Here is an 18,258-nt window from a genome sequence, read left to right as displayed (position 1 = left end):
CTTAATGTTTTGAAAAATTTATAATTTGATCTGAATATTCACTTAGCAATAACCCCAATGAGTTTAATGAGGCCTCGAGTTCATTAAGATCCAGATTTTCTACTTGAAGCGTGTCTCTAAAAATTACTTTTTCTCCTGTATGATCCAGGACAAAAGCACCATGAACAATGTCACGATTTTTTTGAAGTAAATTGCGATAAACGACTTCGTTTTTGTTTTTGATATTAAAAATATGCTGTTCCATTATTAGAATGGGAGGTGCAACCCCTAAAATCATGTTTTTGATTCCCTCATTTTCTTTACTGATCATGATAATCCCTTCTTCATTATTTTCATGAAGAATATTGTAATTAAGCTGAAGTAAATAGTTTTTCACTAATTGAAAATAGTCTTGCATATGTGATGGTTAATTGAAATTAATAATTTGTTTCGATTCGTGTTTCCAATACTATAAATAGTCGCACACCCTCTGTGTTATGTGCACCACTAAATTAGAAAGATAATATACAACAATAATCATGAGTGTAAATAATTTATGTTAATAATTAGTAAAACTGCTAAAAATTTTAGTAGGTGCTCTTGCTTGTCTAAATTGGGGTAGGACGTTTAGAATCTTTTTTCTACTAAAATTAGCAATATTGAATTATATTAGCTAATATTGTTAGTGTAAATGTACGCAAAATTTTTATAATTGCAAATAAAATTAGCAAAAATGTCATTTTTTGGAAAAAACATCAAAAAGATACGAAGCATAAAAGGATTAAGTCAGCAGGCTTTTGCTGAGCTATTTGATCTAAAGAGAGGAACTCTTGGGGCATACGAAGAAGGTAGAAGTGAACCAAAAATCGAAACTTTAATACGAATAGCTAATTATTTTAGCATTGCGATCGACAGTTTGCTAACGAGCGAGCTCACTGTAAATGAACTTTTAAAGTTCAAAGGAGACTTGACTACTTATGCAGAAGATATAAAAAAAGAGCGCTTTGCTTCAATTCCTTGTATCACAGAAAATAATGTAAATGAATATGTTTCTTTATATAATAATGAAGCTTTTATAAAAGAATTACCTGATTTGCAGTTGCCTATAAATTTGACCAAAGAGTTTAGAGGGTTTACAGTAAATAATTTAGAAATGTCTTCTCACGATAAAGGATTCTACCCAAAAGATATTGTAATTGGAGAAAAAGTCCCTGCTTCTGTCATAAAGAAACTTAATAACGGAACTTTGGTTTTTGTAATTGTCGAAGAAAAAATCATTTTTAGACGATTGTACATAACTAAAGGTAAAGCAGTTTTGAGAGCTGATCATAAAAGTATTGAAGATGAAGAGTATGATTTGAGTGATATACAAGAGATGTGGAGAGTACGCTATGTATTTTGTAGACGTATCCCAGAGTTTGGAGATCATTTAGAGGATAAACTCCTGTTTATTGAAGAAGAATTAAAAAAGATGAAAGATCGCCTTTGATCCTTATACTTCTCTGTATAACAAAAAATGCCGGTTATTATTACAACCGGCATTTTTTGTTTTGTGTTTTCAATATTTAAGTTATTATTTACTTTTTATAAACTGAGAAACTTTATTTGTTTTCGCTCCTTTGATCTCTACAAAATAACTCCCTTTATTGAGATTTGAAATATCAATATCATTTGTCCCTAAGTTACCAGAAGTATTGATGATCAAGTTCCCCTTAATATCGCTGATAATGATGTCAACTTTTTCATCAATTCCTGAAATTGAAAGCGTATTGCTAGCCGGATTAGGGTAAAACTTAATTTTTACAGAAGATTCTTGAGCAATATTTCTTGTTTTTGAACTGCAATTTGGGGGTGTGTTAGAATTACTAAAATATATAGAAAATCCTTTGTCTTTAGAAACTAAAACAAAATTATCACCATCTTTTGCTGCCCAATAATCACCATCTAGATTATTGAATCCTGTACCTGATAGGGTAACTCCCGGTTGAGAGGAGTTAAAGTTTTGTGAGGCTTTACTATTAAGATCTATCCACCAATTAGGACTACCGTTATTTGTATTCATAGAGAATTGCCATAGACCATTATTTTGTAAACTCCAATTAATTGTGAAATTAGTTACATTACTTAAATTTGGTCCATTATTACCTATAACATGGATATTGGAATAAGAGCTATTACTTATAGAGGGTAATGCAGATGCAGTAGGAGCACCAAAATTACAATCATTGTCTGTTGGAGGGTTAGAGTCCCCTCCTCCTGTTGATGTACCGTTCCAATTTTTGATAATACCTCTTACAAAATTTCCGGTTTCAGTTAGACTATTACTGGTTAGACCAGAAATACCTGTGTTAGGAGCTACAATAGATGCTCCTTCATCTTTATCACTTACTGACCAGTTTACATGGCTAATACCTTCACTTTTCATAAAATCAAGCCATCTTTGTGTTTCTGCTTTATCAGCGGCTCCATCTCCATCTGCATTAACAGCTCCCCATTCTGTTACAAATACTGCTACTCCATTACTAAGAGCAGTTCGAGCTTTGTTTCTTAATCCTTCAGAATGTGTTCCTGCATAAAAATGTAAGGTATAGGCTGTATTCGCATCATTAATCGGATTGTTTGATGCAATATCAACGTCTTGTGACCAGGTTGAAGAACCAACAATTATTAAGTTGTCAGGATCCTCGGATCTGATTGCAGCGATAACAGTCTCGGCATATTGTTTTATTGTTGGCCATGATTGACCAATAGGTTCATTATAGACCTCATATATTACATTTGGATTGTTACCATATAATTTGGCCATCTCTTTGAAAAAGTCTGCTGCTTGTTGAGTATATTTTTCAGCTTCGTGAGTATGCCAATCTATGATAACATAAATACCATTTGCAATAGCTGCATCTATAACTTTTTGGATTTTATTTTTTTGGAAATCAGGATTGTCAATATATCCATTTCCACCATCCCAAACTTCTTTCACTCCCATAGCTACTCTTATTATTGAGCTATTCCAATCATTGGATAAATGAGTTACCGTTTGGCTGTTATAAAAATCAGAAGTATCTCCCGCATTACTCCAAAATAAGCTGTTTCCTGCCAAACTAATAGGTTTGTTATTCTTGTCAACAATCTTGTTTCCAGAAACTTTTAGTCGACCATGTTTCTGTACAATAGTTTGAGAGTTTGCTTGACTACAAAAAATAAATAATGCTAAAAAAAGAGAAAAAATAATTGTTTGATTGTGTATTGTCTTGCTAAGAAGACCATTAAGTTGGCTTTGCATAAGATATAAATTTAAATTAATGTTTAGGTTAAGAGCAATGCGAATTTAAAGGGTAAATTTAAAATAATGATAAAACTTTAATTGGTATAATCTATAATATACCACGAAAAAAATGTAAAATTTTTACTAAAAATACTTAGAAATGATCTAAGAGAGTTGATCAATAATGTTAATTAAATGTTTAAAAAAGCTTGGTTCTCTCTATTAAATTATTAAAGTCTGGTTAAACTAAATGTTATTGATCAAAAATAGCATTATTTTTTAGTGAGAATATTTTTTAAAGGGTCTTGAATCTTAAGTTTTGATATGATGTGGCTATTATCTTCTATTGGTAAATACTGCTAAATATTTTATAATTTATAGTATAAATTATAATGAGATTTCTTTATAAAGTTAACAGAAATATTGCTTACAGTGCTAATAATTAGTCTTGTAAGTGTTTGTTTCGTATTTTGTTAACGTTACTACTCATAAATGATCTAAATATTGAAATAGTTTTTATATATTGATAAATTAAAAACAATAAGAATTTATTATTGTAATTTTGGTCAAAACAGTTAAAACAAAATCATTTTAATCCTAATAAATCAGCAATGGAAAATAACAGTTTAACAAACACAAATCCTCACAGTTTAAGTCATAGTGTAAATGGTGGAGGTAAGTGCCCTTTTATGAATGGTCCCTTAAACGAAACGGCAGGAGGAGGAACTTCAAATCGTGATTGGTGGCCGAATCAATTGAAGTTGAATATTCTACGTCAAAATTCTTCGTTAACCACCCCTATGGAAGAAGATTTTAATTATGCTGAAGAATTTAAGACTCTTGATCTTGATGTGGTAAAGAAAGACTTATTTGAGCTTATGACAGATTCTCAAGATTGGTGGCCTGCTGATTATGGGCATTATGGTCCGTTTTTTATACGTATGGCATGGCATAGCGCCGGGACATATAGAATTGCTGATGGTAGAGGAGGAGCAAGTTCAGGAAGTCAGCGTTTTGCACCTCTTAATAGCTGGCCGGATAACGCAAGTTTAGATAAAGCACGTTTGTTATTATGGCCTGTAAAACAAAAATACGGTAAGAAAATATCTTGGGCAGACCTTATGATTCTTGCGGGTAACTGTGCCTTAGAATCTATGGGTTTTAAAACTTTTGGTTTTGGAGGTGGTAGAGAAGATGTTTGGCAACCTGAAGAAGACATATACTGGGGATCTGAAACAGAATGGTTAGGTGATAAAAGATATACAGGAGATAGAGAGCTTGAAAACCCTTTGGGAGCCGTGCAAATGGGATTAATTTATGTAAATCCAGAAGGACCAAATGGTAACCCTGATCCTATCGCATCTGGTAGAGATGTTAGAGAAACCTTTGGGCGTATGGCAATGAATGATGAAGAAACAGTAGCACTAGTGGCAGGAGGTCATACTTTTGGAAAAGCCCATGGAGCCGCAGACCCAAGTAAATATGTAGGTAGAGAACCAGCAGGAGCTGGTATAGCTGAGCAAGGTTTAGGTTGGAAAAACACTTATGGAACCGGTCATGGAGATGATACTATTACTAGTGGAATAGAAGGAGCATGGACACCTAATCCAGTACAATGGGATCATGATTATTTTGATGTTCTCTTAAATTATGAGTGGGAACTAACTAAAAGTCCTGCAGGAGCTCATCAATGGAAACCTACTGAAGCTTCACAAGCAAGAACTGCTCCAATGGCACACAATGCATCAAAACCGCAAGATCTTATGATGACAACAGCAGATATTGCATTAAAAATGGATCCAGAATATTTAAAAATATCAAAAAGATTTCAAGAAAACCCAAAAGAGTTTGAAGAAGCCTTTGCTCGTGCATGGTTTAAATTAACACATCGTGATATGGGACCTGTATCTCGTTATCTCGGTAAAGAAGTGCCTAGCGAAGAGTTAATCTGGCAAGATCCTGTCCCTGCCATTACGCATACTTTGGTTAACGATCAAGATGTAGCAGAGCTTAAAAAGAATATTTTAGCTTCAGGATTATCAACATCAGAATTGGTATCTACAGCTTGGGCATCTGCATCTACATTTAGAGGATCTGATAAGCGTGGAGGCGCAAATGGAGCGCGAATTAGATTAGAGCCTCAAAGAAGCTGGGAGGTAAATAATCCAGAGCAACTTTCAAAAGTATTAGATACCTTAGAGCGTATCCAAAGTGAGTTTAATAACACACAATCTGATAAAAAAGTTTCTCTTGCTGATTTGATTGTATTGGCCGGTTCTGCTGCAATAGAGCAAGCCGCAGAAAATGCAGGTCATGATGTTACAGTACCTTTTACACCAGGAAGAACAGATGCTTCTCAAGATCAAACAGATGTAGAGTCTTTTTCTGTTCTCGAACCACGAGCAGATGGATTTAGAAATTATATAAAAAGTGATTATGGTACTTCTGCAGAAGAAATGCTTATTGATAAAGCACAGCTGCTTACATTGACCGCACCAGAAATGACAGTTCTTGTGGGTGGATTGCGTGTATTGAATACTAATTTTGATCATTCTCAACACGGTATTTTTACAGATCAACCGGGTAAACTTACAAATGACTTTTTTGTAAATCTTCTCGATTTAAGTACAAGTTGGGGATCGACATCTGATGCCGAAGAAACATTCGAAGGACGTAACCGTGCTACTGGCGAGATAAAATGGACAGGTACAAGAGTAGACTTGATATTTGGTTCTAACTCCGAATTAAGAGCTCTTGCTGAAGTTTATGGTTCTAAAGATGCTCAGGAAAAATTTGTACAACATTTTATAAAAGCTTGGAGTAAAGTAATGGATCTTGATCGTTTTGATCAAGCATAATATAAATTATAAAATAAACAGGTGGTTTTGTAATAAAATCACCTGTTTTTATTTCTTGCAACAACCTTAAAATTTTATAATTATCAGTAATAACGTTCAAAATTTGTTATATTGATAAATAATTAATTTAAATAATTAGAATTAATCAAAAAGAATATGGATACTCTTTTTAATGCTATACGTTCTCAAGAATTAGGAACATTGAAAGCCCTTCTTAATAACAATCCAGAATTAGTAAATATAAAAGATTCAAGAGGATCTACTCCTCTTTTATTAGCATCATATTACGGATCCAAAGATATTGTAGATTTGATCTTAACATATAATCCTAACATTAATGAGAAAGATGGGGCTGGTAATACCGCTTTGATGGGAGTTTGTTTTAAAGGACATTATGATATCGCAAAATTATTGATTGATTCCGGTGCAGATGTTGATCAAAAGAACGTTAACTCTGGAACAGCCCTTATTTATGCAGCAACGTTTGGACAAAAAGAAATTATTTCTTTATTGTTAAAAAATGGCGCTGATATTACGGCAAAAGATCACAATGGTTTTACAGCAGAAATGCACGCAAAAAATCAAGGGATTGAATTATCTGAACTTGTTTAAAATTGTCTTGTGAGTACATATACCCATATAGAAAGTATTAAGTCTGTAAATATTAGATTTATCGGTTTGAAAAGAAGATTGCTAATGTCATCTTCTATGGTTTCAATTTTTCAATCATTTTTACGAGAAAGTATTGGGCAGGAGGTACTGGTTGTGAATACTAATATTGGTATGGAAGTATATTATTATTCAAAAAATGATTACAGTAAGTTTATAAAAGAAAGTGTATTGTTATATACTCTATCACAGATAGATCAAAAAAAATTACGATTCAAAAATCATTTAAGTAAAGAAGAAGTTTATCGAAGTTTTTGTGAAGCTCTTTTTACTTTTTCTAAATACCCTCAGATATTTCTGGCATACTCAAAAAAGTTTATTCATTTAAAGAGAAATAATGAATCTAGTAAATATGTCATTCCTATTTTGAATAGTTTTTTTGTAGAAATGCTTGAGGTGTTAAACAAAACCGGCAAAATGCCTCATTTCGATAAAATAGATAAGGCTCAAAAACAAAATCAGATACCAGATCGTGATCAAAAAGTAATCAAAGACCTAGTATCTGAAATTCTAATGAAGAAACATTATAATTGATTAATAATGTTATATAATTTTATTCTTAAAATTCTGCATTAAGAGGAGTCCTTGGGTAAGGGATTACGTCTCGAATATTGCCCATACCGGTTACAAATAGTACTAGACGTTCAAAACCGAGTCCGAATCCACTATGTGTACAAGTTCCAAATTTACGAGTATCTAAGTACCACCATAATTCTTCTTCAGGAATATCAAGCGCGTCCATTTTTTCTTTTAATACATCTAAACGCTCTTCTCTCTGTGATCCTCCAACTATTTCTCCAATTCCCGGGAATAAAATATCCATAGCTCTCACTGTTTTGCCATCTTCATTTAATCGCATATAAAAAGCCTTGATATTAGCAGGGTAATCAAATAATATTACAGGACATTTGAAATGTTTTTCTACCAGATACCTTTCATGTTCACTTTGTAAATCAGCTCCCCAGTCATCTATAGGAAATTTAAATTTCTTTTTCTTATTAGGCTTAGAATTCTTTAAGATTTCGATTGCTTCGGTATAGCTCACTCTTTTGAAATTGTTTTCTAAAACAAATTTTAATTTGTCTCTTAGTAACATTTCAGAACGCTCAGCTTGCGGTTTTTGTTTGTCTTCTTGTACTAATCGATTTTCTAAAAATGTTAAATCGTCTTGACAATTGTCTAACACAAATTGAATCACATACTTAATAAAATCTTCAGCAAGATCCATATTTCCGTCTAGGTCACAAAAAGCAACTTCTGGCTCTATCATCCAAAACTCTGCCAAATGTCTTGAAGTATTCGAGTTTTCTGCTCTAAAAGTTGGTCCAAAAGTATATACTTGACCTAGCCCCATAGCATAAGTCTCTGCTTCTAATTGACCAGAAACCGTTAAGTTTGTTTCTCTTCCGAAGAAATCTTTTTTGAAATCAACTTCATTGTTGTCATCTTTTGGGACATTATTGAGGTCTAGATTTGTAACTTTAAATGCTTCTCCGGCACCTTCAGCATCACTTCCTGTAATTACAGGGGTATGCACATAATAAAAATCATTTTTCTGAAAATACTCATGTATGGCAAATGATAATTTTGATCGAACTCTCATTATTGCGCCAAACGTATTGGTTCTTACTCTTAAATGAGCTTGCTCACGCAACTTTTCAAGAGAGTGCCTTTTTGGAGATAAGATAGTAAGTTTAAGTTCTTCTGGATCAGAATCTCCTTCAATTTCTATAGAAGAGACTTGTATTTCTACGCGCTGTCCTTTTCCTTGACTTTCTGCCAAAGTTCCCGTTATAGAAACTGCTGCACCAATGTTAATTCTTTTATGAGTAGTATCATCTATAGTATTATCTTCTAAAACACATTGAATGTTATTAATGGTAGAACCGTCATTAACCGCTATAAAACGATCATTTCTAAAAGAACGAACCCATCCTCTTACAGTTACAGGTTGTAATAGTTTATCACTTTTTAATACGTCTATTACTTTTGTGTGTTTCATATGTCAAAAATTATTATTCTTAATGGATAATTATAAAAAGTTTATTCCATTTTAGGTTTTTTGAGAAATTATCTACGATACAACTTCTTGATTTTATCTTTAATGATATCAAATCTTATTCTTTTCTTATGTACACTTTTTCCTTCTGAAAGGAAATAGATTTTGATAAGTAAAAAATAAGAGGAGCAAATATAATTTTTTAATCTGACAGAATCATGATGTTATGAATTCAAATAAGTAAATAGCATAAAAAATAAGAAGTATTGCAACACTTTTGTAAAGGTTTTTTAGTGCAAAAAATAAAATTTGACGTCTTTTTGCAGTAGTGATTCTATAAAAAAACCATAATTCGAGCTATTTTACCCTTAAAAATTCCTTTTTTTTTACTTTCTTGAGAAGAATTTATTTTGTTTAAATATCTGTAAAACAGTGTTTTGTGTTGTTTTTAGATCTTAATTTTATGTTAAATATTGACTTTTTTTATAAATAGGGGATTTTCCCCCCCCAAGAGGTGTTTTATATTACAAACAACGGGTATATATTGTAATTGCAATTATGACGATTGTGTTTACGTTAAGTTTAGTTCATGGATAGATTTGGGGTATCTATCTTATCAAGTCCCGCTTCTTGCGGGGCTTTTTTTGTTTTAATATAAAGGGTAGAGTTATTAAAGAAAAGAGAGATAGAATAGATATGTTATTCTTGTTCCTTTTTCTCTTCAAGGTCTTCGTCGTTAGGAATGATCTTTAGTTTAGGCTCTTTTAATGTCTTTTTGTTAGCAATACTTCTTTCTAATGAAAGTAATAAAGAAGGTAATAATAGTAAGTTTGCCAGCATTGCAAATAGTAAGGTGGTAGATACCAGCCCACCAAGTGCTTTTGTGCCTCCAAAACTTGAAATCATAAATACAGAAAACCCAAAAAACAATACTGTAGAGGTATAAAACATGCTTACTCCTGTTTCTCTGAGAGAGGCAAATACAGATTTTCGAATTCTCCAATGGTTTGATTTTAATTCTTGTCGATATTTGGCTAGAAAATGTATCGTATCATCTACCGAAATACCAAAGGCAATACTAAAAACGAGTATAGTAGAAGGTTTTATAGGGACGCCAAGAAAGCCCATTAATCCTGCCGTCATAAGTAAAGGGAGTAAATTTGGGATCAAAGAGATTATAATCATTTTGAATGATCTAAACATCCAAGCCATAAAAAGTGCAATGAGTACTACAGCCAGACCAAGTGAAAAGGTAAGATTCCATACGAGATACTTTGTCCCTTTTTGAAAGATGAGGGCTTTTCCTGTAAATGATACTTCGTATCTATCACTAGGAAATATCTTTTCTAGTTTTGGAGCTAAAGTTTTCTCAATACGCTCCATTTCTTCAGTTCCTACATCTTTCATAAAAGTAGTGATTCTAGCATACTGTCCTGTAGAATCAACATAACTTTGCATTACTCCTCCTTGTGATTCAAAGCTTTTTGCATATGGTAAAATAAAATTACGTTCTTGGCTAGTAGGAATTTGGTAATATTTTGGATTTCCGTTATAAAAAGCTTGCTTAGAGTATTTTACAAGGTTGACTATAGAGATTGGTTTGGATAACTCAGGAGTTTCTTCTAGTAATTCTTGTAGTTTTTCTATGCGTTTTATTGTTGGGAGTTTTAATACGCCTTGTTTACGTTTTGTGTCAATCAAGATTTCTAGAGGCATGATGCCATCAAATTCATTTTCAAAAAATTCGATATCCTTGTAAAAACCAGCTTCTTTGGGCATATCTTCTAATAAACTGCCCGAAACTTTAATCATATAAATACCAATAATACTGGTCATCAATATAATTACAGAAGAGAAATATATGGTAATACGCCTGTTTTTTACCATATTTTCCATCCAATCTACCAGCCTTTCTATCCAGCGTTTCCCAAGATGTTTTAGGTGCCTTTCTTGTGGCTGGGGCATATAACTATATATAATTGTTATAACCAATAAACATAGTACAAAAAGAGCTACTATATTTATTGAAGCAACGATCCCAAATTCTTTTAACAACTTACTTTCTGTAAGCGCGAATGTGGCAAATCCAGATGCAGTGGTAACATTTGTCATCAAAGTGGCGTTACCTACTTTTGTGATGACACGCTGTAAAGACTTTGCCTTGTTACCGTGTTTTTTTATTTCTTGTTGATACTTATTAATTAAAAAGATACAATTAGGAATTCCTATTACAATAACCAGAGGAGGAATAATAGCTGTAAGCACTGTGATCTCATATTCTAATAGTCCTAAAATCCCAAAAGCCCACATAACTCCTATGATAACTGCCGTCATAGAGATAAAAGTTGCTCTAAATGATCTAAAAAAGAAAAAGAAAATAAGTGACGTTACTAAAAGTGCTGCTAGTATAAAAACCAGAATTTCGTCCATTATGTTTTGAGAGTTAAGTGTTCTGATATAAGGCATACCAGAAACCTTAATATCGACATCATACTCATTCTCAAAAGCAATTACAGAAGGTTGTAAGGTGTTTTCAATAAACTTTTTTCTTAGCGATGTATTGACGATATCTTTCTTTAGATAAAGAATTGATTGTATCGTATTAGAATTTTTACTGTAGATTAATCCCTCGTAAAATGGAAGTTTATTAAATAATTCATCTTTATATTCTGCAACTTGTTGGTCAGTATAGTTTGTGCTGTCTTTTATAAAAGGAACAAGCTCAAATCGTTGAGGGTTATCTTCTTTTTTTAGTTTTTTGATATCTGCAAGAGATACAACTAAATCAATTTCTTTGTACGATTTGAATGAATTGTTAAAATCGTTCCAAGCTTTTAATTTTTTGGGAGTAAAAAGAGAACTGTCTTTTATAGCCATTACTATAAGGTTGCCTTCTTCTCCAAATTTGTCAAGGAATTTTTGGTATTGTATATTAACTTCATGGTCATCAGGAAGAAGGTTCGCTTCTGTGTATGATAACTTCATGTTCTTCCATTGAAAACCTAAAAAAACGGTAATCCCTATTATTATTAAGAATATAATGGCTCTATTACGTAAAATAACTCCAGCCAATGAATTCCAAAACCCGAAACTAAATAATTTTGTCATCCTGTGTTTTACTGCTGCAAATGTAAGGATTTGATAGGTTATTATTTATGAATTTTTATAAAGAAAATGATCAAGTTCAAAATTCTTATAATTTGAGGTAAAAAGTGAACTTAAAAGAAATGTTATCTTCAATTCTCGGCAAGTGGTATGCTCCATATCTATAAGCAAAACTAAGACCGAAACCGGCAAATAATTTATTGATTTCAAATCCTGATTCTTGAAACCCTTGATTTAATGAAGAAAACTCGACATTTTGATGACTTTCTAAATCATCTACATCCCCTATTGCATATCTTGTGATGAGTACCAGTTCTGGTTTCAGCCAATTGGCTATTCTAATAGGGGGGATAGTATGTTTTACTTGTAGTGTAGCTAATTTATCACTAAAAAACTCACCAAAAAACATAGTTTCAAATGTTCTTCTTCCTGCGACAGAGAATCTTTGAAAAACTTTTTCTTCTGTTGGTGCATTGGGATATGCATGATATAAATGTGTTAAGGGTACGTCACCGGATGCAATATCTGCTTCAAACAGAAAACTAGTTCTGGATTGATTAATCCGATTAACAATGTATTCTGCTTTCAAGCCGATTTTGCTGTAGGTAAAATCACTACCTAAAACTCCTTTAAAACTTTGAGTGTATTGTGCGGTTATTTTTGGATACCCATCAGTAATTTCTTTATAATTGTTTGGAGTTTTTAAGAATTTGCTGAACGGGCTCCAGCGTAATGCAAGAGTAGCTTCTGCAGTTTTATAAGCAGAAAATAGTTCATTGTCATTACTAAAAAGATAGCTATCTGTTTGTGTAATATTGCTTATCGATAATTGAGTTTCTGAGAGTAATTTTGGGAATATTTGTTTTTGTAAACTCGTGCTCCATGTCCTGTGTTTGTAATAAAAATCAATGTTTACAAGACGTGGTTCAAATAATGAATATACTCTTCTATCCGTTAGATAAAGAAAACTACCTACTTCTTTTATGTCATCTGTGTAGTTTACATTTAACCACGAATTAGAATTTTTGTTTAATAGAACACCTCCCCCAAAACCATATTTAGACTCTTTGTCCCTAAAACCATAAGCAAAGTATCCTTGAAGCCTGAAACGACTAGAAAATTTGCTGTTTGTTTGACCACCAATTCCTAAACGGAGTCCTTCAAAATTATTAAATTTTATAGGGTAAGTTAAATCAAAATCAAAAAAGCTTACAGGGTAATACCCAGAGTTGAATCCTTGTATAACATTAATTTTACGTTCAATCTTTTGAGCGTTTACAATGCTATCAACAACTTGAAAAGAATTTAAGTCTTTTTGTGTAATAGAACTGGTTCTGTATTGTTGCCAATAGCTTTCCGGGCGGCTAGTTGCAGAGGGGTCAATCTTTATAGAAGCTTGTTTGGATTTTGCAATAATATCTGTATTCAGTTCTATGTCCAGTAAATCTGTTTTAGATATTAAGAAATCATTATTGCCAGAAAAACTCTTTTGGTCATTTGCTAACCTGCCTACTGAGATTTGTCCTCCAAATAAGCTTATTTTTTGTCTTCCATTACCGGGTCTAATGCTAATTTCTTGACTTATCGGAAACCAATTTTTTGCTTCAGAAAAATATTTGAAGTCATGTTTTGCCATTACATTAAGTTCTCCTCGTAACTCAATAATTGCTTTTTGTATTGCTAATGTTTTTATGTCTACATGCAGAACGCCTTCTAATCCAGCAAAACTTTTAGATTTTCGAGGTTGAAAAAGTATTACAAATGCAGGTGTTTTGGTTTGAGTAGTATCTAAAATCTTATAATAGTAATTACGCAATGCACGATTAGAAAGAGGGCTAATATATTTATTGTTGAAAATGGTGTATTCTTCTTCATACAAAGAATTTGATTGTATTTTGATGCCCAATACATTGTATATAGGTTCTTCAAAACCAGTCATTCTAGTCGCCAATATTGTCTCTTTTTCTTCGGTATTTTTCTTAAACTGATGAAAACTTATTTTTTCTGATAAAAAAGAATGCGCATCGTTGATTAAGCGTTTCATCTCTACATTAGAGGTGTCTATAGTATTGAGCCGGGCTTGATTGTCTTCGGTGATTTTTAACTTATTGTAACTTTTATAACTGTAACTATTTAATACTTTTTGAGGATTATTGAGCTTCTTTTTTCGAATAGCTTCCTTAATAATCCTGGAGGCAAGATTGTTGTTGACAGAATTTACTTTTATGATATCCAAAGGTTCTTCTTTGGGCTGAAGTTCAATTTTTATATTTTTTGAATCTTTCTCAGTGAGTTCGATTATTTGAGTCTGGTATCCCAAATAACTAATGGTTAGGTTGACGGGGTGGCTTTTGCATCTGATGGCAAAAGTTCCTTTCACAGATGTCAATGCATAGGAACCTGTGTTTGTTTTAATGGTAGCAAAGGATAATGGCTCATCGGTGGTTTTGTCTACTACAATACCTTCTAGATTAACTTGAGACAGTAAAACAAAATGTGTGAAAAATAGTAAACAAAAAAGCCTGCTCTGCATTATGCCGAATGAGTTCAAAAGGCGAAGATACAAAAAAGCGTTTCCAATAAGAAAACGCTTTAGGTATAATTAACGTACATTAAGAAATGTTAAACAGTCATAATTTCTTTTTCTTTCACATTTAACATTTCGTCGATTTTTTTGATGAATGTATCGGTAAGCTCTTGTATGTCTACTTCTGTGTTTTTTGCCATATCTTCAGAGAGTCCCTCTTTTTCTAGCTTCTTAATTTCGTTATTTGCATTTTTACGATCATTGCGAACCCCAACTTTAGAATCTTCTGCTTCTGCTTTTGCTTGTTTTACAAGATCTCTACGGCGTTCTTCAGTAAGAGGTGGTACATTTATGATCACACTTTCTCCATTGTTCATTGGGTTGAAGCCTAGGTTGGCAGCAAGAATTCCTTTTTCGATTTCTTGAATGATTGATTTTTCAAAAGGTTGAATGGTTATGGTTCTTGCATCTGGCGTACTCACATTACCAACTTGATTAAGAGGGGTAGGAGATCCGTAATATTCGACCATAACTCCACCTAGCATTGCAGGAGAAGCTTTTCCTGCTCTAATGTTAAGTAGTTTTTTTTCTAAATGAGTGATTGTAGCCTGCATAGATTCTTTTGTAGAATCTATAATAAAATCTATTTCTTCGTTCATTTTATTATTCTTTTCTTTTGACTTATCATACAAAAGCTTTGTCTGATCGTGCTATTTCAGATGAGCTCATTTTGCTTAAAGATTAACGTGTGTTCCTATAGTTTCTCCAGAAACTACTTTGAATAAGTTCCCGGTTTTATTCATGTCAAATACGATGATTGGTAGCTCATTTTCTTGACTTAAAGTAAAAGCAGTAGTATCCATTACTTTTAATCCTTTTCTTAAAACATCATCAAATGATATAAAATCAAACTTTGTAGCATCAGCATTTTTTTCGGGATCAGAAGTGTATATTCCATCTACTCGAGTTCCTTTTAAAATTACATCGGCATTAATTTCTATTGCTCTTAATACTGCGGCAGAGTCTGTAGTAAAATATGGATTACCTGTTCCGCCTCCAAAAATAACAACTCTTCCTTTTTCTAAGTGGCGCATTGCTCTTCTACGGATAAAAGGTTCTGCAACTTCATTAATTTTTACTGCAGATTGAAGTCTTGTCGGTATCTCGGCATCTTCTAATGCACTTTGTAGAGCCAATCCATTAATTACCGTAGCGAGCATTCCCATATGGTCTGCTTGAACTCTGTCCATACCTTTGCTTGCTCCGGCAACTCCTCTAAAAATATTTCCTCCACCTATCACAATAGCAACTTGTACGCCCTTATCTGTTATTTGCTTTATCTCATTGGCATATTCTGCTAGTCTTTTTGGATCGATTCCGTATTGGCGTTCACCCATTAAGGCTTCACCGGACAATTTAAGTAGTATTCTTTTGTATTTCATTGCTAGGTTTAACTGTGGTGCAAATATAATGATATTCTTAATTTACGAAATACTTAAAAAAAACAAACATGATTCTGTTATGATATAGGTAAATGTTAAAGTTTGCCTTTTTTAGAAAAAAAGGGTGTTTTTCCCCTGCAAAGGGTATTGGTTTGTGTAGAATTATGTTATACGTTTGCCTTGTGGAAAACAAAAAAGATGTTGAGAGAGAAAAATATTTTTGGAGTATAAGTTTGGCATTTTGTTTATGTAAACATTTGATGTTTGTATAGTTAAGGTTGATTGGGGAGTTAACCTTTTATTTTGGGGGACAAGTTTTGATGATCATCAAAACTTGTATAATGTCAAGAGTTTATGAAAAAGATATTTTGAAAATGCTGAAGAAAAAAACCGCTCTTGTTAAAGAGCGGTTTTGTTGTTTTATGCCTAACTACTTTTCAAAAGTAGTAGTATTTGTATTTAGGTTTATTTATCCTAGAGCTACTCTTTCAAAAGCAACTACAGATACGTCACCTAATGTTTTTACGTAATCAGCAACACTTTTCTTGTTGTCTTTAATAAAAGCTTGATTTACAAGAGTGTTGTCTTTGAAGAAACGCTTGATTTTACCTTTTGCGATATTGTCTAACATTTCTTCAGGTTTTCCTTCTTGACGTAATTGATCTTTTGCGATTTCTATTTCTTTGTCGATAACAGTTTGATCAACACCATCTTCGTTTAGCGCTACAGGATTCATCGCTGCTGCTTGCATTGCAACATCTTTTGCAACAACATCTGCACCATCTGCACCACCAGAAAGACCAGTTAATACACCTATCTTATTACCTGCATGTATGTAAGAACCTACGAATGGAGCTTCTAAAACTCTGAAATCACCGATTTCAATTTTTTCTCCGATTACTCCAGTTTGTTCAGTAAGTTTTTCTTGTACTGAAATTCCGTTAAAATCCATAGCAAGTAAGTCTTCTTTTGAAGAAGCGCTTAATGCTAATTCTGCTAATTCGTGAGCTAATGAAATAAAACTTTCGTTTTTACCAACAAAATCAGTCTCGCAGTTAAGAGAAACAATTACACCTTTGTTTTGTGTGTTGTTTACTTTTGCAATAACTGCGCCTTCAGTAGATTCTCTGTCAGCTCTATTAGCTGCAACCTTTTGTCCTTTTTTTCTAAGGATTTCAATTGCTTTGTCAAAATCTCCATCAGCTTCTACAAGTGCTTTTTTACAATCCATCATTCCTGCACCTGTTGCTTTACGTAATTTATTTACTTCTGCGGCGGTAATCTTAGCCATATCGTTAACTATTTAATTTTATTGTGTGTGTTTTAAAAAATAAGTCGTTTAGTGTAAATACTGCAAAAGTAAATAACCAAACGACTCATCTGTTTTATATTAATGTTAAGCTTTGTGTGTATTCACTTAACCTAAAATAAAAGATTGTGATGAACAATCTGTTTATTCTTCTTCTTGTTTTGCGGTATCTTCTGCTACTGCTACAGGAGCTGGGGCTGGAGCTTCTTTTTGAGCTGGAGCTGGAGCTTCTTTTTTAGGAGCATCTTTGGCAGCTTTTCTTTCGCTTAAACCTTCGATAATAGCATCTGAAACGTATGTCATTACTTTGTCGATTGATTTTGAAGCATCATCATTTGCAGGGATAAGATAATCAACTTGTCTTGGATCAGAGTTGGTATCTACCATTGCAAAAATAGGAATGTTTAATTTTTGAGCTTCTTTTACTGCGATGTGTTCGCGAGTAATATCTACAACAAATAATGCTCCAGGTAGACGAGTCATGTCAGAGATCGAACCTAAGTTCTTTTCTAATTTTGCTCTTAAACGATCAACCTGTAAACGTTCTTTCTTAGATAATGTGTTAAAAGTACCGTCTTTTTTCATTCTATCGATAGCAGCCATTTTCTTAACCGCTTTACGAATAGTTACAAAGTTAGTAAGCATTCCTCCTGGCCATCTTTCTGTGATGTAAGGCTGATTTGCTTTGCTTGCTTTTTCTGCTACTATTTCTTTAGCTTGTTTTTTGGTAGCTACGAATAGAATTTTTCTTCCGGATGCTGCTATTTTCTTTAGGGCTTCACTAGCCTCATTTATTTTTGCAGCAGTTTTATAAAGATTGATGATATGGATACCATTACGTTCCATATAGATGTATGGAGCCATATTTGGATCCCATCTTCTTGTAAGGTGTCCAAAGTGTACACCTGCATCAAGTAACTCTTTTACTTCGATATTGTTTGCCATTTTTGTAATAGTTTACGTTCTGTTGAATTAGCAATGCTCAAGTGGCTACTTTGATGTATGGCCTTGTGCATTTAGATGCTAAACTAACCCTCTGTGAGGTAACAACAAATACAGTTTTTTATTTTTAATTAAAATCTAAAGTTAATTCTTAATTGAGAAT

General features: G+C 32.9%; 13 protein-coding genes. 4 read left to right on the top strand and 9 right to left on the bottom strand.

The features are described from left to right. Position 1 precedes the first annotated feature (1 nt). A complete protein-coding gene (locus FHK87_RS12625; protein WP_140593430.1) occupies positions 2 to 397 on the bottom strand; it encodes a YbjN domain-containing protein in 396 nt (131 codons plus the stop codon). 315 nt (positions 398 to 712) lie between these two features. On the opposite strand from FHK87_RS12625, the gene FHK87_RS12620 reads away from it, so the two are divergent. Further along, positions 713 to 1,468 (top strand): helix-turn-helix domain-containing protein, encoded by a 756-nt coding sequence (locus tag FHK87_RS12620; RefSeq protein ID WP_140593428.1) that lies wholly within the window; start codon positions 713 to 715, stop codon positions 1,466 to 1,468. Positions 1,469 to 1,552: 84 nt separating this feature from the next. Here the strand turns inward: FHK87_RS12620 and FHK87_RS12615 are convergent, their stop codons facing one another. Beyond that, the gene (locus tag FHK87_RS12615; protein ID WP_140593426.1) at positions 1,553 to 3,262 is read right to left on the bottom strand and encodes a cellulase family glycosylhydrolase; all 1,710 of its coding nucleotides are present in this window, start codon (positions 3,260 to 3,262) and stop codon (positions 1,553 to 1,555) included. Positions 3,263 to 3,855: 593 nt separating this feature from the next. On the opposite strand from FHK87_RS12615, the gene katG reads away from it, so the two are divergent. The 3 genes from katG to FHK87_RS12600 all read left to right on the top strand — a co-directional run bounded on the left by katG (position 3,856) and on the right by FHK87_RS12600 (position 7,305). Then, entirely contained in the window at positions 3,856 to 6,102 is a 2,247-nt protein-coding gene (katG, locus tag FHK87_RS12610) for a catalase/peroxidase HPI (RefSeq protein WP_140593424.1), read from the top strand. Between the two features lie 156 nt (positions 6,103 to 6,258). After that, positions 6,259 to 6,714 (top strand): ankyrin repeat domain-containing protein, encoded by a 456-nt coding sequence (locus FHK87_RS12605; protein WP_140593422.1) that lies wholly within the window; start codon positions 6,259 to 6,261, stop codon positions 6,712 to 6,714. 9 nt (positions 6,715 to 6,723) lie between these two features. Beyond that, positions 6,724 to 7,305, top strand: coding sequence for a hypothetical protein (locus tag FHK87_RS12600; protein ID WP_140593420.1), 582 nt, complete (start codon positions 6,724 to 6,726; stop codon positions 7,303 to 7,305). A 25-nt stretch (positions 7,306 to 7,330) separates the two neighbouring features. On the opposite strand, the gene asnS is transcribed toward FHK87_RS12600, so the two are convergent. The 7 genes from asnS to rpsB form a co-directional block, all read right to left on the bottom strand. Beyond that, positions 7,331 to 8,773, bottom strand: a complete 1,443-nt coding sequence (gene asnS / locus FHK87_RS12595; RefSeq protein ID WP_140593418.1) for an asparagine--tRNA ligase — start codon at positions 8,771 to 8,773, stop codon at positions 7,331 to 7,333. Between the two features lie 696 nt (positions 8,774 to 9,469). Continuing rightward, positions 9,470 to 11,878 carry an efflux RND transporter permease subunit gene (locus FHK87_RS12590; RefSeq protein ID WP_140593416.1) on the bottom strand — a complete coding sequence of 803 codons (2,409 nt, stop codon included), beginning with the start codon at positions 11,876 to 11,878 and terminating at the stop codon, positions 9,470 to 9,472. 85 nt (positions 11,879 to 11,963) lie between these two features. Continuing rightward, positions 11,964 to 14,408, bottom strand: a complete 2,445-nt coding sequence (locus tag FHK87_RS12585) for a DUF5686 family protein (RefSeq protein ID WP_140593414.1) — start codon at positions 14,406 to 14,408, stop codon at positions 11,964 to 11,966. An 89-nt stretch (positions 14,409 to 14,497) separates the two neighbouring features. Next, positions 14,498 to 15,061, bottom strand: a complete 564-nt coding sequence (gene frr / locus FHK87_RS12580; RefSeq protein ID WP_140593412.1) for a ribosome recycling factor — start codon at positions 15,059 to 15,061, stop codon at positions 14,498 to 14,500. Between the two features lie 75 nt (positions 15,062 to 15,136). Further along, positions 15,137 to 15,844, bottom strand: coding sequence for a UMP kinase (gene pyrH, locus FHK87_RS12575; protein WP_140593407.1), 708 nt, complete (start codon positions 15,842 to 15,844; stop codon positions 15,137 to 15,139). Positions 15,845 to 16,313: 469 nt separating this feature from the next. Next, positions 16,314 to 17,135, bottom strand: coding sequence for a translation elongation factor Ts (tsf, locus tag FHK87_RS12570; protein WP_140593405.1), 822 nt, complete (start codon positions 17,133 to 17,135; stop codon positions 16,314 to 16,316). Between the two features lie 162 nt (positions 17,136 to 17,297). Beyond that, entirely contained in the window at positions 17,298 to 18,098 is an 801-nt protein-coding gene (gene rpsB / locus FHK87_RS12565; RefSeq protein ID WP_140593402.1) for a 30S ribosomal protein S2, read from the bottom strand. Between the last annotated feature and the right edge of the window lie 160 nt (positions 18,099 to 18,258).

It is taken from the genome of Aquimarina algicola (assembly GCF_006443095.1).
In the GTDB taxonomy this organism is placed as follows: Bacteria; Bacteroidota; Bacteroidia; order Flavobacteriales; family Flavobacteriaceae; genus Aquimarina; species Aquimarina algicola.
The sequence above is the reverse complement of the archived record's forward strand: the minus strand, read 5'-3'. Positions and strand labels throughout refer to the sequence as shown.